General features: G+C 31.5%; 19 protein-coding genes, 1 tRNA gene and 1 pseudogene. 15 read left to right on the forward strand and 6 right to left on the reverse strand.

The genetic code is table 11. The annotated features are described in order from the left end of the window. Positions 1-309 precede the first annotated feature (309 nt). The 5 genes from KHA90_RS21095 (at position 310) to KHA90_RS21115 (ending at position 5,168) form a co-directional block, all read left to right on the forward strand. A complete protein-coding gene (locus tag KHA90_RS21095) occupies positions 310-657 on the forward strand; it encodes a helix-turn-helix domain-containing protein (RefSeq protein WP_213306141.1) in 348 nt (115 codons plus the stop codon). A gap of 126 nt (positions 658-783) precedes the next feature. Then, on the forward strand, positions 784-930 hold the full coding sequence (locus KHA90_RS21100) for a hypothetical protein (protein ID WP_213306144.1): 147 nt from the start codon (positions 784-786) through the stop codon (positions 928-930). Positions 931-1,029: 99 nt separating this feature from the next. Then, on the forward strand, positions 1,030-3,207 hold the full coding sequence (locus KHA90_RS21105) for a prolyl oligopeptidase family serine peptidase (protein ID WP_213306147.1): 2,178 nt from the start codon (positions 1,030-1,032) through the stop codon (positions 3,205-3,207). A gap of 458 nt (positions 3,208-3,665) precedes the next feature. Continuing rightward, positions 3,666-4,571 carry a hypothetical protein gene (locus KHA90_RS21110; RefSeq protein WP_213306150.1) on the forward strand — a complete coding sequence of 302 codons (906 nt, stop codon included), beginning with the start codon at positions 3,666-3,668 and terminating at the stop codon, positions 4,569-4,571. Positions 4,572-4,919: 348 nt separating this feature from the next. Continuing rightward, positions 4,920-5,168: a hypothetical protein gene (locus KHA90_RS21115; RefSeq protein WP_213306153.1), complete on the forward strand. Its 249-nt coding sequence runs from the start codon at positions 4,920-4,922 to the stop codon at positions 5,166-5,168. 514 nt (positions 5,169-5,682) lie between these two features. On the opposite strand, the gene KHA90_RS21120 is transcribed toward KHA90_RS21115, so the two are convergent. The 5 genes and pseudogenes from KHA90_RS21120 to KHA90_RS21140 all read right to left on the reverse strand — a co-directional run bounded on the left by KHA90_RS21120 (position 5,683) and on the right by KHA90_RS21140 (position 9,078). Beyond that, positions 5,683-5,763 (reverse strand) — tRNA-Tyr (locus KHA90_RS21120). 571 nt (positions 5,764-6,334) lie between these two features. Next, positions 6,335-6,721, reverse strand: a pseudogene (locus KHA90_RS21125) (peroxiredoxin family protein); the annotation flags it as partial. Positions 6,722-6,739: 18 nt separating this feature from the next. Then, complete coding sequence (locus KHA90_RS21130) at positions 6,740-7,501, reverse strand: DUF4369 domain-containing protein (RefSeq protein ID WP_213306156.1); 762 nt, start codon at positions 7,499-7,501, stop codon at positions 6,740-6,742. A gap of 259 nt (positions 7,502-7,760) precedes the next feature. After that, positions 7,761-8,201 (reverse strand): KTSC domain-containing protein, encoded by a 441-nt coding sequence (locus tag KHA90_RS21135; protein WP_213306159.1) that lies wholly within the window; start codon positions 8,199-8,201, stop codon positions 7,761-7,763. Between the two features lie 625 nt (positions 8,202-8,826). Further along, positions 8,827-9,078, reverse strand: a complete 252-nt coding sequence (locus KHA90_RS21140) for a hypothetical protein (RefSeq protein ID WP_213306162.1) — start codon at positions 9,076-9,078, stop codon at positions 8,827-8,829. 86 nt (positions 9,079-9,164) lie between these two features. Between KHA90_RS21140 and KHA90_RS21145 the strand changes: the two genes are divergently transcribed. The 10 genes from KHA90_RS21145 (at position 9,165) to KHA90_RS21190 (ending at position 19,006) form a co-directional block, all read left to right on the forward strand. Next, positions 9,165-9,707, forward strand: coding sequence for a hypothetical protein (locus KHA90_RS21145; RefSeq protein ID WP_213306165.1), 543 nt, complete (start codon positions 9,165-9,167; stop codon positions 9,705-9,707). Next, positions 9,707-9,856 (forward strand): hypothetical protein, encoded by a 150-nt coding sequence (locus tag KHA90_RS21150; RefSeq protein ID WP_213306167.1) that lies wholly within the window; start codon positions 9,707-9,709, stop codon positions 9,854-9,856. Before KHA90_RS21145 ends, KHA90_RS21150 begins: the two co-directional genes overlap by 1 nt. Before the next feature lie 118 nt (positions 9,857-9,974). Next, positions 9,975-10,202 (forward strand): hypothetical protein, encoded by a 228-nt coding sequence (locus KHA90_RS21155; protein WP_168199968.1) that lies wholly within the window; start codon positions 9,975-9,977, stop codon positions 10,200-10,202. Continuing rightward, the gene (locus tag KHA90_RS21160) at positions 10,192-10,572 is read left to right on the forward strand and encodes a YchJ family protein (RefSeq protein ID WP_213306170.1); all 381 of its coding nucleotides are present in this window, start codon (positions 10,192-10,194) and stop codon (positions 10,570-10,572) included. Before KHA90_RS21155 ends, KHA90_RS21160 begins: the two co-directional genes overlap by 11 nt. Positions 10,573-10,678: 106 nt before the next feature. Beyond that, entirely contained in the window at positions 10,679-11,797 is a 1,119-nt protein-coding gene (locus tag KHA90_RS21165) for a vWA domain-containing protein (protein WP_213306173.1), read from the forward strand. 184 nt (positions 11,798-11,981) lie between these two features. Next, positions 11,982-13,445: an AAA family ATPase gene (locus KHA90_RS21170; RefSeq protein WP_213306176.1), complete on the forward strand. Its 1,464-nt coding sequence runs from the start codon at positions 11,982-11,984 to the stop codon at positions 13,443-13,445. Positions 13,446-13,877: 432 nt separating this feature from the next. Then, the gene (locus KHA90_RS21175) at positions 13,878-14,471 is read left to right on the forward strand and encodes a 2OG-Fe(II) oxygenase (RefSeq protein WP_213306179.1); all 594 of its coding nucleotides are present in this window, start codon (positions 13,878-13,880) and stop codon (positions 14,469-14,471) included. A 372-nt stretch (positions 14,472-14,843) separates the two neighbouring features. Further along, on the forward strand, positions 14,844-15,698 hold the full coding sequence (locus tag KHA90_RS21180; protein ID WP_213306182.1) for a DMT family transporter: 855 nt from the start codon (positions 14,844-14,846) through the stop codon (positions 15,696-15,698). Positions 15,699-16,152: 454 nt separating this feature from the next. Then, positions 16,153-17,439 (forward strand): Glu/Leu/Phe/Val family dehydrogenase, encoded by a 1,287-nt coding sequence (locus tag KHA90_RS21185; RefSeq protein ID WP_244860499.1) that lies wholly within the window; start codon positions 16,153-16,155, stop codon positions 17,437-17,439. 343 nt (positions 17,440-17,782) lie between these two features. After that, positions 17,783-19,006: a sterol desaturase family protein gene (locus KHA90_RS21190; protein WP_213306185.1), complete on the forward strand. Its 1,224-nt coding sequence runs from the start codon at positions 17,783-17,785 to the stop codon at positions 19,004-19,006. Between the two features lie 291 nt (positions 19,007-19,297). On the opposite strand, the gene KHA90_RS21195 is transcribed toward KHA90_RS21190, so the two are convergent. Further along, a complete protein-coding gene (locus tag KHA90_RS21195; RefSeq protein WP_213306188.1) occupies positions 19,298-20,896 on the reverse strand; it encodes a DUF6377 domain-containing protein in 1,599 nt (532 codons plus the stop codon). Between the last annotated feature and the right edge of the window lie 82 nt (positions 20,897-20,978).

Genomic DNA, 20,978 nt, shown 5'->3' on the forward strand with positions numbered 1-20,978 from the left:
AGAACAACTATCATTTATTTTATAACCTGTTTTTAAAAAAATACAATAATAAAAAATTAAAACACTGACAATGAGACATATAAGAAATAAATTCTTTTGGTTTTATTTTTTATCGGACATTAATGATATTATTTAATTAAAATTAAAAAAGAGAAGAAAATTTTAGACAAACGATTCTATGACTTAATTAATAACTCTGAGAGTGGATTAAAAACACTATCTTCAACTGATAATGAAAATAAAATAATAAAGCCAATCCCTATTGAAAAAAGTAATGTTAAATCCTTTGATTTACCAATTGCAAAGGAATTGGTAGAAAAATTAATAAAATTTGAAAAGGAATGTGGTTATTTAGAGTTGAATTTAAAATTGATCGATCTTGCTGATCGTTTTGATACTAACAGTACCTATTTGTCTAAAACAATAAATCAATATAAAGGAAAAAATTTTAGCCAATATTTAAATGATTTAAGAATACAGTATGCTGTAACTAAATTAAAGAAAGAGAAAAAATTAAGAAAATATACCGTAAAAGCCTTGGCTGAAGAATTTGGTTTCAATAATTCAGAATCATTTGCAAAAGCTTTTCATAGCAATACAGGATTGCACCCCTCTTATTTTATCAAGAAATTAAACGAAGATCTTACTGGAATTTGATTTTTTTTACCTATTTTAAAATCAGATTGTTAAGTCTTTTTTTGGTCGGAATTTATAAATATAGACCATAACTACTATGTGTAAGTAAATATGCTTAATACATTTGTTCAAAATAAAATATTAAAGATGAAGAAAAAAAACGAGGTTAAAAGAATACTTTCGCTAGAAAAATTTAAAATTGCGGAACTTAAAAATCTTAGAGTTATTGTTGGTGGAGATGGCAATACAGGCGGAACAGCAGGAGGCAATAAAATCCCACCGGTTCAAGTTTAATTAAAAGAAGCCTTATAATTTAATTATAAGGCTTCTTTGCACATTTTAGATGCAGACCTGAAATATATAATCCATTAAAACAATTCATTTTTTTGAACAATGAAGAAAAAAATAATATTTATCCTGATTTTAATTTGTGGTTTTGCGAATGCTGTTTTTTCCCAAAATGTTGTGGTGCCGGAAATACCTACATCCAAAAATTATTTTGGTAAAACTATAAATGATCCTTACGCGTATCTGGAAAATACCAATGATACATTATCTAGAAATTGGTTTAAAGAAAATAGTTTGAAAACCAGGGAAATATTAAACAATATTACCGGTAGGAAAGAGATCGTTGATAAGCTTATTGAAATCGAAAAAAGAAAGTCCTTCAGTGTTACTTCTTTAAAAATTACAGGGAATGATTATTTTTTTTATTTAAAGAAAACGGAACAGGATAAAAGAGCAAAACTATTTTATAAAACTTCTGAAAAGGGGCATGAAGTTTTACTTTTTGACCCTGTAGAATATAAAAAAGAATCTGTTAATGAGTATTCAATTACTTATTTTAAACCATCATGGGATGGTAAAAAAGTTGCTTTAAGCTTTTCTAAAAATGGAGAAGAAATAGCAGAGATTGCTTTTCTTAATATAGATACAAAATTACTTTTGCCAGAAATACTTTCAAACTGTTGGCCTGCTGAATTAGGAGGTATTAATTGGTTGCCTGATGATTCAGGAATTATTTATCTAAATATACCTGTGGCAGACAAAAGAGATTCGAATTACATATTAAATACTCAATCTGTAATTTATAAATTAGGTGATAAACCCTCAATAAATAAAGTTGTTTTTTCAAAAGAAAATAATTCAGATTTAAAGATCGATCCAGTAGATTTTCCTGAAATTGTTGAGTACAATCTTAATGATAAATACATACTTGGAAAATTAGATGGTGCAGCTGCTTATTTTGATTATTATTATGCGAAAATTGAAGAATTACAAGAAAAAAAAATAAATTGGAAGCCTCTTTTTAAGAAAGAAGATGGGTTTAGTTCTCCTGTAATTGTCAATGAGGATATTTATGTTTTAGCATCAAAAAACTCACCAAATTATAAAATTCTTAAAACAAAAATAACAAATCCTGATTTTGTTAATTCTGAAATAATAGTAGATGAAGATAAAAAAGAAATTATCCAAAATTATGAAATTTTAAAAGACGGACTTGTATATTCAACAACAAAAAATGGAGTGGAAGCGCAATTATATTTTGTTGACAATAATAAAGGACACAGAACTTTAGATTTGCCAAAGAAAGCAGGTAGGATTATTATTAGATCAAAAAACAAGTATCAGAGTGATTTATGGATTTATACCAGCGGGTGGCTGAATCCATTAAAAAGATATCGTTGTGATGTTGTAAAAAAAAGTTTTAAAGAAGATGATGTGAGCCCTACGGTAACTTATCCTGAATTTGATGATTTTATTGTTCAAGAAATAGAAATACCCAGTCATGATGGGGTTTTACTCCCGGTTTCTTTAATATATAAAAAAGGGATGAAAAAGAATAAAATGAATAATGTCCTTATTGATGGTTATGGTGCTTATGGAGAATCAACAAACCCTTCTTTTCAACCTATATTTTTATCATGGGTTTTAAATGATGGAGTGTATGTTGTCTCTCACGTTCGAGGAGGGGGAGAAAAAGGTAATGATTGGTATACAGGAGGTTATAAGAAAACAAAGCCTAACACATGGAAGGATTTAATAAGCACTGCAGAATTTCTAATAAAAGATAAGATAACTAGTAATAAAAAGATTGCAATTTATGGAGGAAGTGCTGGAGGTATTTTGGTTGGAAGAGCTATAACTGAACGACCGGATTTATTTAAAGTAATGATTTGTGAAAATGGTTTTCTTAATACATTAAGAATGGATGTTGCTCCTAATGGACCAAATAACATGAAGGAATTTGGTAATCCATTAATTAGAGAAGAATTTAATGCTCTCTATGAAATGGATGCATATCAGCATATAAAAAAAGGAGTTAAATATCCCGCTTGTCTGGTTACTACAGGAATGAATGATGCCCGGGTAGCTCCATGGATGTCTGGAAAATTTGTTGCAAAATTACGCTCCTCTACAATTTCTCATAATCCGGTGCTTTTCGCAGTTGATTATAAGAGCGGACATGGCGTAGATAGTTCGTATTTACAACTTTATAATGATTATGCAGATGCGTTTGCATTTGCATTTTGGCAATTGGGACATGCTAAGTTCAAATTAAAAAAATAAAGTTTTATTTTGTTTAAAAATTAGTTTATGGCGTTGTAATTTGTAAAAAGATTTACACAGTTTACTTTTAGAATAAATATTTATTTATTAAAGTCAGTTCTTTTGTTTCTAAGACATTAAATTATCTTGATTGAATACAGGCAGGTTTGTTTATGATTTCAGTATAGAGGAAATTAGAGAAGTCAGCTAATGCTTTCGATAAGGAATCATTTTCAATATAGTTATTGTAGGAGGTAAAAAATGATCTACAATTTCATATTTATCAGCTTTTTATTTATAGAAAAATAGCTATATATTAGCGACAACAAAAGTTAATCACACAGGGTAAAGTTTATTCGGTTGAGCTTTTTTTTAGCTAGAATTAAATGTAACTATAACTATAAAGGGAAATGAAAAGATTAAAATTACGTCTAATAATTTTTCTATTATTTGGAACATGTATTAATGCTCAAAATAATATGGATCAAATTTTTAAAATAAAAATTGAACAATCTCTAATTTCCCAAGATGATAATTTCCCTGATTTCAGAACAGACAAAGACAGTTTAGATATTTTTTTATTTGCACTCCATATGGGATTCTCTCCAATTGATTTTCAGCGTTTTACTAAGTTAAATGATCAAAAAATATTAAATTTAATTACTTTATTAGAATCCAAACATTGGCTTCATAAAGTTAATAATCAGTATAAACCAACAATTTTTGTTGCCGATGCAAATGATGGGAAATTGCTTTACAAATATGCAAAACCAATTTCAATAAAAATCACAAAATCTATAATTAAAAAATTAAGCGAAATAAAAGTACAGTTTGATAAAACAGAGATTTCGAAAACGCAATCTTTTGAAAAATGGTCATTTCTGGTTTTAAGTAATGTTTTATTGGATTCATGGCAAATTAATAATGTTGAAAAAGAATTTCTTAAGCAAGACAACAGACCTTCAAGGCATGGAAAACACTACTATTATAGAATTAGTGAGAATACAAATCCTGAAATAGAATCTTTCGGAATTTATGGAAATCAATCTGAAAAAATTGAAAATAAAGATGTAAATGTTTATGGAAATAACAGGCGAAATTTAATTTCAAATTCATTTCAGAACTTAATTTCTAAATCAGATAATAATTTATTTGATGAAATGGCTAAAAAATATTTACCAGACTTATTAAAAATTTTAGAAACCGAAAGAGAATACATTAAAAAGATTTATACCAAATTAGGTTACAATAAAGAAATATCTTTTGAGGAGTTTTTTATTTGGTGGTATCATTTTATTTATACACAATCTACAGATGAAATGAATGAAAAAGGAATTTTAAAAATTCCGAAAGGAGGAAATTTTGATTATGTCTTAGAAGAATAATTGAGAATGTATTTTCAAAGTTTTAGACAAAGAAATAAGTTTTTTCACAGTTAGTATCACATTTCTAAAAGTTTCGAACCTAAACTCGGCAGGTATTCATTTTGCTGGAATTCTATTTTTAAAAAACTACATACGCCACGATCTGCCACAAAACCTAGTATGATGAAATATCTTTAAAAAACCGTCTTAAATTTTTGTGGCAAAAAAGGTATTCACTCCAAATAGGTTATGCCACGATTTGCCACAAAACTTACCGGTCTTGAATGAAAATAAAATTGCTTTTATTTTGCCTTTTTGAGATTCCGGCTCAATATTAGTACCTTAGCCCTACATAAGAAATCCCGGCCAATGGAACCCCACCCCTATATCAGACTCTCAGCACTTAATGACATGATCCATGATACGATCAGTGCGCGTTTTGCCTCGCAGCGTTTCTGGGTACTGGCCGATATTACCAATCATTCCTATAAGGCCGATAAAAAGATTCATTATTTTGAACTGGTCGAAAAAGCTCAGAACGGCAATGGGATAACTGCCAGGATGATGGGCAAATCATGGGGAGGGGGAGCTACATCATTTCTGTTTTTATTTCATTAATTTTTAAAGTAAGCGCATCCAGAAAGAAGTTTAAAGACTTTGCATCTTCTTTGGATCCTACTGCCCTTTCTGTTTTTTGATCCCACCTGGAATGTTCCTATTTGCGTTTGGTGGATGCTTCCTTTGTAATACCATCTACCGTAATTCTAAAGTAGACGGTTCTAGTTTTTCTGTCATTGCTGGTAATTTTCATAAAGAAAACTAACCCAAAGCTGTTCTCTAACATAATTCAACTTTTTTAGATTAATAAATGTAGAATTATAGCATCAAAAAAACAAGTCGTTAATCTCCTTAACTCATTTGTATATAATGGTTTAGCTCAAATTCTGTGACAGTTTTTCTTGGCAGACAAAAGTGCCACGATTCTGCCATAGAAATTTTGAGCAGTTTTAAAAAATTTGAAAAGCAGTATAAAAACAAAAAACCTGCAAATCATATGATTTGCAGGTTTTATACATTTTTCAGGTTTTGAAAAGTTTGATAAAGTTGCCTTTTTCACTTCTTTTCCCTTTTGTGGGGAGAGCAGGATTCGAACCTGCGAAGTTTACACAGCAGATTTACAGTCTGCCCTCGTTGGCCGCTTGAGTATCTCCCCGAAGCTTGTATTGATGCGCTTTGTTTTGCTAAGCGGTTGCAAATATATAAACGTTTTTGATGTTTACAAACAAAAATTGCAGTTAATTTTAAGTTATTTTTGAATTAATTTTTAAATCATTGGAATTGAATAAAATAAAAAAATATCCAGTAGAGATTTTTTGCATTTATTTTTAAAAGTAGGATTATTCTTTTATGGGTTCTAATGATTTTACTCTTAGATTTAGGATTTCTTTAGTTATGTTTAAACCACTTTATCGTAATAGAAGAAAAACAAAGTTGAACAAATATGATTCTAATTTATATTAGTGAGATTAAATTATCTTTTAAAATAAAAACTTAATCTTGGAAAAAATAATCTTTATATTAGCTTCTTTCTAGTATTTCTCTGTCTTTATCTGGTTAAAGATGGGTAGTTTTAACCTTTTTTAATTTTACTTCTTTAAAAGCCTGTTAAAAATATCTTTTGTGTAAATTGTGATTATCCATATTCTAAAGTAATTTTTATAAATCATATTAAAACAAAAAAAATCTCCACGAGGGAGATTTTTTATTTATTCTGAAAATTGATATTATTGAGCTAAAAGCTCTACGATTTTTGCTTTTAATTCAGGACCTCTTAAGTCTTGAGCAACCACTTTTCCTGATGCATCAAGAATAAAAGTTGCAGGAATAGATTCCACTCCATATTGTTTTGCAATAGGTTCTTCCCAAAATTTTAAGTTAGAAACATGCGTCCATGTTAAGCCATCTTTTGCAATAGCTTCTTTCCATGCTGCTGCTTCCTTATCTAAAGAAACACCAATAATATTCAATCCTTTTGAGTGTAGTTCTTTATATATAGCTACAACATTAGGGTTTTCCTTTCTGCATGGTCCACACCATGAAGCCCAGAAATCAACAATAGTTACTTTACCTAAACTTTGTTTAAGCGAAACTACTTTTCCTTCCGGATTAGGAGCTGAAAAGTCTGCTCTTCAGTTAGGGCTACCAACAGGAGCTGCTGACGCACCAACTGCAGGCATTTTTGCTTGACCTAATTTTGCTTTAATTTCTTTTCCAGGAGTACTATTCTTCAAAGACTCATCTAAAGCATTGTATAAGCTTTCAGTTTTTTTGATATCAGCAGTAGGATCAGCAACCATACTTTGAATAATTAAAGCAGAGATGTAAGCTTTTGGATGGCTTTCAGCGTAAGCTAAATATTTCTTTTTAGAGTTAGCCTGAACTTCAGTTTGAAGCGTCATGTATTGTTTCATCAAACCATTGATAGTTGCAGTATCCTGAGCTTGTTGAGCTTGTTGCATTTTCTGAGTATTTTTTTTCTGAAAATCAACTAAACTTTTTTGAGTTTTTGTTAAATCCTCGTTGAATTTTACATACTCATCATTGTTGTAAGTTCCAGAAACTTTAGATTTATGGATACTATCTTTATCAATTGCAATATTAATTTCTCCAGTTTCTAATATAAAAGGAACTGGTCCGTTAGCACCTTGAAGAATTAATGTATGAAAAGCCGGCTCAGTTACTTTTCCTTTTATTTCGAATTTTCCGTTTTCAACTTTTACTGTGTCAAGAGATACTGCCATCTTAGTAGTAGGATCCTGACCTTGAAGAATGATTGTTTTTCCGTTTTCAATTCCTGTTGCAGTTCCAGTAATTAGGTATTCTCCGTCTTTAACTTTGCTGCATGAAATAATCGCTACAGAAGCGGTTAGTAAAAAAAGTATTTTTTTCATTATAAAAAATTAATTAGTTAATTGATTTGTGCAACAAAAGTATCTAAAAATCTAAAACTTACAGAATTTTGTAACCTAAAATTTTGTTATAGTTTTTTTAGGCTTAATTCGCATCTAATCAGTGTATTTGTGGGCTTGATTTGATTTAAAACTCTTAATTATATTATTATTATGAGTTTAAATAGATAATTTTTTAATTTATATGCATAAAAAAAGCACTCTTGTAACAGAGTGCTTTTGTAAATATTTAGGTATAAAACTATTCTTGATTAGTTTTCTTTCTCCAAGTAAAAGAGTTCAAAATGTGTCTTTTTGCGAATCTTCCAGGAGAATCAGCGTTAACCATTTTCACGTAAGTAGCTTTAGGAACACTAATGTATTCGTAAACACTTCCGTTAGAAAAATCGATGATCAAACGACCTTCAACAAATTTATAATCAGTAATTGCCGAAGTTGCAATAGTCTCTGTATATTCCGGTAAATTAGCCTTAATCGTTTCAGGATTAATACTAACCAAAAAGTGATATGCCTCAATTATAGCTTTACTTTTCTCTTCTGCTTCTTTCAAACCTGCATCATCACCTTGAAATTTATCAGGATGAGATTCTTTCATCGCATTACGATAGATCGTTTTTAAATCTTTTAACTCTGCAGTTTTGTCTACGTTTAGTAACTTGCGGTATTCAACTATTTTTTTCATAAATAAGGTAACTACTTGTCTATTAGTTTGAAATTGAAATTAATTGTTCAAAAGACAAATTTTTTGCAAAGGTACACTTTTTTTTAACTTTTTACTTTTGAAGCAAAAAATATTCTAAAAATATCTAAAGTTTTGATTGTGAGCACTAAAAAGCCATGTATTATCTTCCATAGTAATATTAAGGAGCTATTTCCCGCTATCCGTTACAATCTTTTGTGGCGAACCCCGCCACAAAAGGATTTCCACTTTTATCGGGGCTAGGGCATTAGGTTTCATAAGATGTTTAGTTTTCAAATATTTTTTAACCGCAAGGCACGCAAAATTTTAATTAAGCGGTTTATAAAAAAGCAAAGTACGCAAGGCTTTCTATAATCTAGCTTTGCGCCTTTGCGTCTTTGCGCGAAATTCTCAATTAAGTTTAACAATGCTTAAAATTTAATCGCGCAAAGTCGTAAAGACGCAAAGTTTTTAATTCAGCGGTTTATAAAACAAAAAATTCGCAAAGCTTTGTATTGATTTAGCTTTGCGAATTTTGTGTTTCATAAAATAATGTAGGTAAAAATCTTTGCGAACTTTGCGGTAAAATCTCATTTCAACCTGAAACAAATTCAACCTGAAACAAATCTTACTTATCCTCAGATTTCTGATTCGCTTTATGAAAATTCTTGGACTTCTTTGGATATTTATTAAAACTAATATCACTCGGATTTTCAATAACCGACTTAATAGTAATCAAATCACCCACAGCATGATTAGCATGTGCGATTTTATAATCTAAAAGATATTCACCACAAAAATAATTATTGTTTTCATCTTTCTCCATGATGCCGGTATAAACCCCTTTTTGCAACATTTTTTCTTGTGAATCCTTCGACATGACTTTTTATTTTAAAATTAAAGGTACAAAGTTAATCAATTTATGTTTGTTTTAGGGAGTTCTTGACAATCTCAGTATATTTGCACATGCAAAAAAATTTCAAGCCACATCCTAATTCGTTCAAAAATACATTTTGTGTTTTTCATGAAGTACTTTCAAGTGAAATTGAAGGTTTAAAGAAACAGTTTGAAAGCAAAGCCGGAAGTACCTATTATTATACCGAATCCGGAATGTATCGCGTTTCAAATCATTGGGGAAGATTAGCTAACAGCAAATGGCGTTTAGTGGCTCGTGAACCGGAAACCGAGTCAAAAACAAAAATAGGTTTTGCCAATTGGAATGAATTTTATCCTGATAATGCCGAAGAAAAGCTGTACTATATTGAAGCCGACTTCGATAAAAATAACGTAACATATCAGCATAAAAAAAATCCGAAATATGATAATAAAGCAATTTTAAGAACCAGTTTTGAAACAACAAAACGCATCAAACAAATCAGGAATCTGCAGCAATTAACATCATGGGCAAAACATTTTGATTATGATGACATCGATGATTTACGAAAGCAAATTATCAACGAATTGATTTACACCGAAAAAACTTTAGACGAAATTAAAAGAGAAATATAATGGGACGCAACAACGACAGAAACATCAAAAAGCACAACGATAAACTTCATAAAGCGCAGGACAAAGCTAAACAGGCCGTAATTTCACGCAAAGAAAAGCTAAAAGAAATTATTAAAAAGTTCAACGAAGACAAAAAAGAAGAAAACTAAAAAAGTTCGCCACGAATTTCACGAATCTACACGAATTAATTTTTTAAAAATTTGTGTTCCATACAGATTAAAAATTTGTGCTAATTTGTGAAATTTGTGGCAAAAAAAACACATAGATATGAAATTTGAAGATTTAAAAGTAAGCGTACAGGAAATTATTGATTTAATTGCTGCAAAAAATAACAGAGAAGCAAACAATAAATTGCTTGAAGTAAATGAAACTTTAGACGAAATGCTGGATCATGCCGAAGAAGATGAAGACTTGAGAGAGATTAGCAGATATCAGGTTTTGTTGAACCAATTGCACGTTAAAATAAACGGCGAAGAGCAAGTGGATGGAGAATAAAAAATGCTTTTGCGATACGGGTTTATTATTTAAAGATTGCTGCGGATTGTATCTTGAAAAAAACGAGAAAGCGCCAACAGCTTTATTTTTAATGCGTTCGAGATATTCGGCGTATGCGACTCATAATACTGATTATCTTTTAGACACCACTTATATTTCTGAAAGAAAGCATTATTCAAAAGCAGAAATCTTTAAATGGGCAACAAATAATAAATGGCAAAAACTAGAAATTTTAAGTTCTTCTGAAAATACAGTAGAGTTTAAAGCCTACTTTTTAGATTCTGATAATAAGCCTCAAATACATTACGAATTTTCAACTTTTAAATTCGAAAATAATGCTTGGTATTACGTTGATGGAAAGTTTGAATAATCGATATTATTCTTGCCAATATCAGTTAATTTAATTCAAATACTTTAACTAAAAATTAATAAATGTTTCTATTTTCATAATTCTAAAATAGCGTAATTTTAGAATTATGAAAAACGAATTTAAAAAAGGTTTTTATTTTAAGACGTACGAAGCCCCATTTCAGTCTCCGTTTGAAAAACTTTTTGGCATTTTCAAAGAGCTAATCACCCATACTTCGGGCGATTTTGATGAAGCTATAGACTGGCTTCGGGAGTTGGACAAAGAATATAAACTGACCGACGAGAACTACACAATCGATGATTTTATCGAAGATTTAAAAAAGAAAGGTTACATAAAAGACGAGGTTAAAGAGGATGGAACCGGCGGTTTTGGAATCACTGCTAAAACAGAACGTGCCATTCGTCAACAAGCATTGGATCAAATTTTTGGCAATTTGAAACGTTCCGGAAACGGAAATCACAAAACTAAACATGCCGGAAATGGCGATGAACATACAGGAGAATTCCGCGGATTTAATTTTGGCGATGGTTTAGAACGTATTTCATTGACCGAAAGTTTACGAAATGCCCAAATCAATAATGGCGTTGAAAGTTTCATGCTGACCGAAAATGATTTGGTTGTCGAAGAAACGCAATTCAAAGCCCAAATGAGTACGGTTTTGATGATCGACATCAGCCACAGTATGATTTTGTACGGCGAAGACCGAATCACGCCTGCCAAAAAAGTAGCGATGGCTTTAGCCGAATTAATCACAACGCGTTATCCAAAAGATACGCTGGATATTTTGGTGTTCGGCAACGATGCCTGGACGATTCCCATAAAGGATTTACCATATTTGCAAGTTGGTCCATATCACACAAACACAGTTGCAGGTTTACAACTAGCAATGGATATTTTGCGTAGAAAACGAAATACCAACAAGCAAATTTTCATGATTACCGATGGAAAACCAAGTTGCGTGCGCGAACGTGATGGTTCCTATTATATGAATAGTAACGGACTCGACGAATATATCGTAGACAAATGCTACACACAGGCACAACAAGCCAGAAAATTACACATTCCGATTACGACTTTTATGATTGCAAATGATCCGTATTTACAGCGTTTTGTCAATCATTTTACCGAAGCCAATCAGGGAAAAGCATTTTACACCGGACTAAAAGGTTTGGGAGAAATGATTTTTGAAGATTATGAAACGAATAGGAAGAAGAGAGTTCGATAATTTTAGGTTCAAAGTTACAAAGGCTCAAAGTTACAAAGGTTTCTAATTGTCACGCTGAGCGGAGTCGAAGGGTTTTTTATACACAACGAATATCGTAGAGGCGCACAGGATTGCGTCTCCACAAAGTGAAGACACAATCCCATTCACAAAAACAATAAAATAACAAAATACATATTTCATAAAAATGGAAATAAAAAATATAAACACATTAGGTCAATTAAAAGCCGCTGGATATAAAAGTATAAGTATCAAAGACGAGTTAAGAAATAATCTACGTGAAAAAATCAAATCAGGAAAACCGGTTTTTGAAGGCGTTCATGGTTTCGAAAATACCGTAATTCCAGAGTTGGAACGTGCTATTTTATCACGTCATAACATCAACTTATTAGGATTGCGCGGACAGGCTAAAACACGTTTAGCACGTAAAATGGTTGAGTTGTTAGATGAATACATTCCTTTTGTGGCGGGATCAGAAATTAATGACGATCCATTAAATCCAATTTCTCGTTTTGCAAAAGATTTAATCGATGAAAAAGGCGACGAAACACCAATTTCATGGTTGCATAAAAACGAACGGTTCTTTGAAAAACTTGCAACACCAGATGTTACCGTAGCCGATTTAATTGGAGATGTTGACCCGATAAAAGCTGCGAATCTAAAATTATCATACGCTGATGATCGCGTAATTCATTTCGGGATGATTCCAAGAGCGAACCGTTGTATTTTTGTAATCAACGAATTACCAGATTTACAAGCAAGAATTCAGGTAGCTTTGTTTAATATCTTACAGGAAGGAGATATCCAGATTAGAGGATTTAAACTGAGAATGCCATTAGATATGCAATTTATATTCACAGCAAATCCAGAAGATTATACCAATCGTGGAAGCATTGTAACGCCGTTAAAAGATAGAATTGGATCTCAAATTTTAACGCACTATCCTGAAACCGTTGCTATTGCAAGAACAATTACAGAACAGGAAGCAAAACTAGACGAAACACAACACAAATTAGTTCACGTGCCAAGTTTAGCCAAAGACATTTTAGAACAAATAAGTTTTGAAGCTCGTGACAGCGAATACATCGATAATAAAAGTGGCGTAAGTGCCAGAATGAGTATTACAGCTTTTGAGAATTTAATGAGCACCGCAGAACGTCGTGCATTAAAATCAGGAGTTGACAAAACAACTTTACGTTTGTCTGATTTCATCGGGATTATTCCGGCGATTACAGGAAAAGTAGAATTAGTTTACGAAGGAGAGCAGGAGGGAGCCGCCGCAGTTGCACAGAATTTAATAGGTTCAGCAATTAAAACTTTATTTCCAACGCTTTTACCTAAAATAGAAAAACTTGAAAAACCAGACGCAAAAACACCATATTCAGATTTGATCGAATGGTTTTTTGCCGAAAGCGGTTTCGAATTATTAGACGATGCATCAGATGAGGACTATAAAAAGATTCTTGACGAAGTAACGCCATTAGATATTGTATTGAAAAAATATCAACCTCAATTAGATAAAAACGATCAATATTTCTTTAAAGAATTTATTTTGTGGGGATTAGTCGAATACAAAAAATTAAGCAAAGATCGTTTTGCACAAGGACATCAGTTTAAGGATATGTACGGAAGTTATATCAGTAAATTGTAATTCAACGCTCTCTTATTCAAACCTGACAGGTGTTTAAAATTTTAAAACCTGTCGGGTTTTTTGTTTATTTTAGTTTCAATTTTCTATACAGTTTGTTATTTTGGAAGAACGAACCCGAGCGAAATGTCATTAAATTAAGGTAAAATCTATAAAATTATTTCCTGGTCAAATCAAGAAAGTAATTTGAACAATCTCTTTTTATCCGCGTTTTCGCTTTAGCGAATCAGTAAAATCAGTGTCTAAATTTGACGCGGATAAAACAGATTTACTTCGTAAAAACGCGGATAAAAACGGATTTAATTTGACAACATTGCACCAAACCCGATAGGTTTTTAAAACCTGTTGGGTTTATTATTTCTAAAAAGACGTTTACCAGTTTAATTTCGTCTACCTTGCTCCGTTGGCTGCATTTGCAGTTTTCCCAAAATAGAAATGGAAAATGGTTTCGAAGATCTAATTGCGAGTTATATTGAGAACAAAGTAGGAATATCAGAACATTTTTTAAGTGCTGAATTAGCCAATCATTTAAAACAAAATTTACTGGATCTCAATCAGAAAAGTCTATTAATGGCAGCAGGAATTGGAAATTCAGAAAAACTATCATATGATGGCGCGATCAGAAGCGATTCGATTTATTGGCTGGACAAAAATCATAATAATGTTTTTGAAAACGAGTTCTTTGCTCAAATTGATGCCTTTATTATTTACTTAAATGAAAGCTGTTATGCAGGAATCACCGGTTATGAATTTCATTATTCTTTGTATGAAACAGGCGATTTTTATCTCAAACATTTAGATCAGTTTAAAAATAATCCAAGCCGAAAATATTCCATGATTAGTTATTTAAACAGTAATTGGGTAGAAGCAGACGGTGGGGAATTAATGATTCATCAGGAAAACAACAATCAAAAAATTTCACCAACTCAAGGCAAAACGGTATTCTTTAAAAGCAATGAATTGGTTCACGAAGTTTTGGTAACACAAAATACCAGAATGAGTATTACAGGATGGCTTAAAAGTGATTAGTTTTTGGGAATAGAAAATAGAAAATAGAAAATAGAGAAAAGAAAATAGAAGATAGAGAAAACAGAAATGAGAGTTTTAGCCGCATAGAGCGCAATTTTTTTGTTGAGCTGAAAATAATCTCGCAAAGACGCAAGGATTCAAAGTTCCTATTATTGATGGCTTCGCAATCTTGGCGAAGTTAATTCCAAAATAAGAACATAAAGCTTAAAAACTTTGTGGCTTTGCGTCTTTGCGAGACTAAAACATTACAACTTATAAACTAACTGTAAGTTTTTTATTAAAACTACTTTATTATAAAACTTTAAGTGTTTTGCGTTAAAAAAAATAAAACCAAATGACTTTAAATACTATTTTTGTTCAAAATTCTATCCTATGCTGTTTCTTGTTTTAAGTATTTTTTGTAGTGTAATTGTTGGCGTAATTTTCAAAATAACCCGTAAATACAATAGTAATCCGATTCAAATTGTAGCAATTAATTATTTGACTGCTTTAGCGCTTTGTTACTTTACTTTTAGTCCTAATCTGGCGGAAGTTAATTCAAATGCACCCTGGAATATTTATATCGCAATTGGCGTTTTATTACCTTTTGTTTTGTTGTCTTTAGTAGCTTCAATTAGACATATGGGAATTGTAAAAACCGATGCAGCCCAACGATTATCACTATTTATCCCCATAATTGCTGCCTGGCTTATTTTCAAGGAAGAATTTAATTCCTATAAAGTTATCGGACTTATAATAGGATTTCTGGCTCTTTTATTTATTCTGCGAAAGCAATCTGATAATACCCAAAACAAGTGGTTTTTCCCCACTGCAGTATTCATAGGTTTTGGAATAATTGACATTCTCTTCAAGCAAATAGCAATTTATACCACTTTGCCTTATCCAACCTCTTTATTTGTGGTTTTCTGCATTTCTTTAGCAGTTGCGATTTTGATTTCGATATATGAAATGACAACTAAAAAGACAAAATTGGAGCCTAAAAACTTTCTTTTCGGAGTTTTGGTAGGAATTTTTAATTTCGGGAATATTCTATTTTACTTAAAAGCACATAAGGCTTTCGCCGAAAATCCATCAACGGTTTTTGCAGGAATGAATATGGGCGTTATCATTTTAGGAAGTCTTGTTGGCCTGTTGTTTTTTAAGGAAAAGTTATCCAAAATTAATTTCATAGGTATCTTTTTAGCCTTAATTTCTATTGTTTTTATAGTTATTTCGCAATTTAAATAATTTTTTTAAAGTCTTAATCCGTTAATTTACAGGTGTTTTTATGTTATCTTATTATTATATTGAAAATAAACTCTACTAATTCTATAGAATTTAAGAAATATATTTATAGATTTGCAGTAACAATGAAAAACTATAGTCTAAATATCATCCCGTTCATGTGCAGCTTCACGATGTGTTGCATAATGAACTATGCGATGAGATGGCGTTAATAGAGAAAGTACTTGTTAGTTATTTTTTTTTTTAGCCTTTCATGCACCATGAAAGGCTTTTTTTAGAAATAGTAAAAAATAAATAAAATGAGATCAAATAGAAATACCAACATAATGATGCAATGCTGCCTGATGAAAATTCCATGTTGCAGCTGTAAATTATTAGTTAAGAAAAAATAAAAACAGCTTTTGAAATAAGAGCTTCAAAATAAGATACCAAATAACCCAAATTAAAAAAATATATCATGAGTGCAGAATTAATTAAACAGAATCCCTTTCAATCAATGATTGATCGCTTTAATATTGCTGCTGACATTCTAAATTTAAATGAATCGATCAGACAAAAACTACAAAGACCTGAAAAACAAATCGTCGTAAATTTTTCTATTACGTTAGACAACGGAACTGAACAAAATTTTGAAGGATATCGCGTCATTCACAATACAGCTTTAGGACCATCAAAAGGAGGAATTCGTTATGATACAGGCGTAAATCTTGATGAGGTAAAAGCTCTTGCTGCCTGGATGACATGGAAATCTGCTGTTACGGGAATTCCGTTTGGAGGTGCAAAAGGCGGAATCATTTGTGATCCAAAAAAACTTTCAAAAACCGAATTAGAAAAAATTACCAGAGCGTATACAAAAGCTTTAGCAGATATTTTTGGACCTGACAAAGATGTTCCGGCTCCGGACATGGGAACTGGTCCTGACGAAATGGGCTGGTTAATGGATGAATTTTCAATAGTTCACGGCAAAACAATTCATGCCGTTGTAACCGGAAAACATTTGCATTCAGGAGGATCTTTAGGCAGAGTAGAAGCAACAGGAAGAGGCGTTAGTATTATCACATTATTAGCACTTCAGAAATTAAAACTAAGACCTGCCAGATCTACCGTTGCAATTCAGGGATTTGGAAATGTAGGATTGCATTCGGCTTTGTTTTTGTTCGAAAAAGGACTAAAAGTTGTCGCTGTTAGTGATGTTTCGGAAGCTTTTTACAATCCGGACGGACTTAATATTCCGGAACTGATTTTATATTATAATCTCAATAATAAAAGTATTAAAGGATATCCAAATTCAGTTGCCATCAAACATGAAGACTTACTATTATTAGAAGTTGATGTGTTGATTCCGGCTGCAAAAGAAGATGTTATTACACAAAAAAACGCAAATGATATTCGCGCAAAAATTATAGTTGAAGGCGCAAATGGTCCAGTTTCATCAGATGCTGATGCAATATTGCACAATAACAATGTTTTAGTGGTTCCTGATATTTTAGCCAATGCGGGAGGCGTTACGGTTTCTTATTTTGAGTGGCTTCAAAATTCCCTTTTAGAGTCATGGAGGATTCACCAGATTAATACCCGTTTGGAGGATATATTAGAAAAAGGTTTTGAAACTGTTTTTAGAGTTGCAGCAAAACATAACGTAACGCCACGTATTGCCGCTTATATTATCGCTCTACAAAAAGTAGCCGATACTCAGGCTGTTAAAGAAGTAGCATTAGAGGAACCGAAATTTAAGCAGAATTAAAAACTAGATTTTAGAATATAAAGACCGTTTTCATTGATTATTATTTTTTCAAAAGAGAAGGTATTAATCAATGAAAATATCTTTGTTTTAAGTTTATAGTAATTCGCTGTATGACGTGAAAAATTATTAAACACATAGAAACATAGATTTTATGAGAAATAAAGGATACAAAAAAGAAATACATTTCTTTCACATAGTTGCTATGTGCTTTAGATAAGTGAAACGTCCTTTTTTTTTTTGAGTAAAGAAAAGCTATGTTTCTATGTGTTAAAATACTAATCATCAGCGCGTTTAATAAATTGTATTTGAGTTTTTTTTATAATCAAAAAAAGTAATTTTTAAAATGGAACATATTAATTTTCTAGCTTTTGCAATGCCCGCTTTTTTTCTCTTCTTATTTTTAGAATATAAAGTAGCGCAACGCAAAAAGAGACCGGAAATTTTTAATTATGAAAGTTCAGTTTCAAATATTAGCATTGGTATTGCGGAGCGATTAATCAATTTATTTATTGCCGCAAGTTTCTATCAATTGTATTATTTGATTTATGACAATTATAGAATTTTTGATATTCCGAGTACTGTTTTTGTTTGGTTTGCCTTAATTCTCGCCACTGATTTTGTCTGGTATTGGTACCACAGATTAGGGCATGAAGTCAATTTTTTCTGGGCGGCACATATTGTACATCATCATAGCGAAGAGTTTAATTTTACCGCAGCAGCCAGGATTACAACTTTTCAGGCGGTTGTCAGAACCGGTTTTTGGTGCGTACTTCCTTTGGTTGGTTTTCATCCTTCAATGGTGATTACAATGCTGATTGTTCACGGCGCTTATTCGTTTTTCACACACACACAAGTTATAGGTAGGATAAAATGGCTTGAATATGTTTTAGTAACGCCATCAGTTCACGGCGTTCATCACGCATCTGACGAGAAATATCTAGACAAAAATTACGGAGATATGTTCACCTTTTGGGATCGGCTTTTTGGAACTTTTCAGGCTGAGGAAGAAAAACCAAAATACGGATTAACGCATCCGCTAAAAAGCTACAGTTTCCTGTGGCAGCATTTTCATTATTACTTCGAAATTTACGAATTATGGAAACGTTCCGTTGGTTATGGCGCCAAATGGAAAGCCGTTTTTGGAAGTCCCGCCCACATGGATCAGGATATTCGTCCCACATTAGAGAAGCGTTTTCTTCAGGATAAAGCAAATCCGCATCAAAGGCTCCGATTTAAAAATTATCTCTATATACAATTAGGAATCTCTACTTTATTTCTAACCGTTTTCACTTATTATTTTGACTATTTAAATGTTGTAGATAAGATTTTTGTACTCTTAATTATCCTCATAACATTAGTCAATTGCGGCGCTTTGTTAGAACAGCGAAAATGGATTTATTATCTTGAATATGGACGTATTTTTATCTTTACAACATACTTTTTATACCAAGAAAATCTAATCTCGTTTTTCTTTGTTCCGCTTGCCATAATGATTTTTGCCGAGCAATTATTTTCGTTAAGTACGCGATATCAAAATGTAGTGCTTCAATTAGAGCCTTCAGAATAAAGAATAAAGAATAAAGAATAAAGAATAAAGAATAAAGAATAAAGAATAAAGAGTATAGAATAAATAATAAAGAAGAGACATTTGAAAGGTCGTTTTTTTGCCACAGATTAAAGGATTAAAAAGATTTAAGCTGTGTATTTTTTTGCCACGAATTACACTAATTTCTCTAATTTTTATGCTCTAAATTAATAAAAAAGAATTCGTGAAAATTTGTGTAATTCGTGGCAAACTTTTTAATAAACAATCTAAAAAAAATCTTTTTAATCCTTTAATCTGTGGCTAAACCCTTTTTTAAATCGTTTTAATCGCCATAATCTTCTCTTCAAAAGTATCTTTAAAATCTGATTTGCTTTTGATTCTCGTTTTATACGTATAAATTGTAGCTACAGAAAGTTCTAAAAATTCTGCCATTTGACTGCTGTCCTGAATTCCTAATCTGTACAAGGCAAAAATGCGCAATTCGGTATTTAAAAGTTCTCCTTTTTTAACGACACATTTATGATCGTTCGGGAATAAATGATTAAAATCAGTGACAAAAGTGGGAAACAATTTCAGGAAGATTTCATCAAATTGATGGAATAGATTTTCCCGTTCTTCTTTTACATTATAACGCTTTAAACTAGCAATAACTTCATCTGTTTTTTTGGTGATAATTTTATGAAGCGTACTTTTTTGCAAATGATCTATTTTATTGATAAAAGCCGAAGTTGCCTTAATAAAATACGTAATATATTCCTCTTTAATTTTGTTCGCCTCGCTTAAACTAATGTTCATTTCCTGAAGTTGGGCATATGACGAAGCCATTATTTTTCGGGCTTTATTTTTTTCTTTTAATTGTTTGAAAATAATAATCGAAAACAAAATAATAATCAAAGTCAGAATCGTTAATAGAATAATGATCCTTTCCAGTTTATCATTTTTCTCCTTTACATTATTCAATTGTGCCTTTTCGATAATAGGCAAAATAGAGGAGATTTCGATTTTACGATGCCTCGCATTATAAAAAGTCGCATCATCCATCGCAATATTAATATACTCATTTGCCTTGTCCAGAAAACCCATTTTAAAAAGTTCGTTGGCTAAATTTCTAAGCGCAACGGTTTCCTTTGTCGCATTTTTAACATCGGCAATAGCCGCAAGAGCGAGATATTGAATCGCCTTTTTTGTATATCCTCTTTCAGAATAAATATAACCCAGACTCGAAGTCGCGATTCCGTAATAATCCGGCGGTAAATTGTAGTTGTTAATCCAGTAGCTAAATGCAAATTCGGCACCACGCCAGTCTTGTTGTTTAAGACGTTTTAAACTTTCTGCTGCCCAATATTCATTTGTATTTGTTCCAATTAATTCTAATGCCTTTTGCAGGAAATGATTTCCCTGCTGCACATAATGAATATTAAAACGCTGATCCTTATTATAATCGGCAAGATCATAATAGGCGCGCGCTTTGATGGAATAAAATTCGAATTTGTTTTTAAGATCGAGTTTTTTATCATCAATAACATTCAAAGTATCAATTGCTTCTTTAAAAAGTCCGGACGAAAGCAACACAAAACCTTCTTTAATCCTGCTTTTAGATAAATATTCAGGTTTTTTCAGCACTATTGCTTTGAATTTTGCCTGTTCTAAATAATAATAAGCCGAGTCGTATTTGAAAGATTTATATTCTTCAAACAACAACATATAATTATCATAAAGCTTTTCGTTGTTTTGGCTTAAAGTAAACTTGGAAACGTTTTTCTTTAAAACTTCAATTTTACGATACTTCTGTTTTAAGTAAATATCCTTTTTCAGGAGTACTTTATCTAATTCTTCAAGAACAGGATTTGTCTCTTTTGCAGAGATGGAAAAACCTGCAATGAAAAAATATAGAATTACTATTCTTCGCATGTTTTGGTTTGGTTAGGGTAGAAAAAAATGTTTTAGTTCGGTGTGGGTTAATTCGGTTTTTAATTCAAAAATAGTTTAAGAG

The organism is Flavobacterium psychroterrae (assembly GCF_018380615.1).
Taxonomy (GTDB): domain Bacteria; phylum Bacteroidota; class Bacteroidia; order Flavobacteriales; family Flavobacteriaceae; genus Flavobacterium; species Flavobacterium psychroterrae.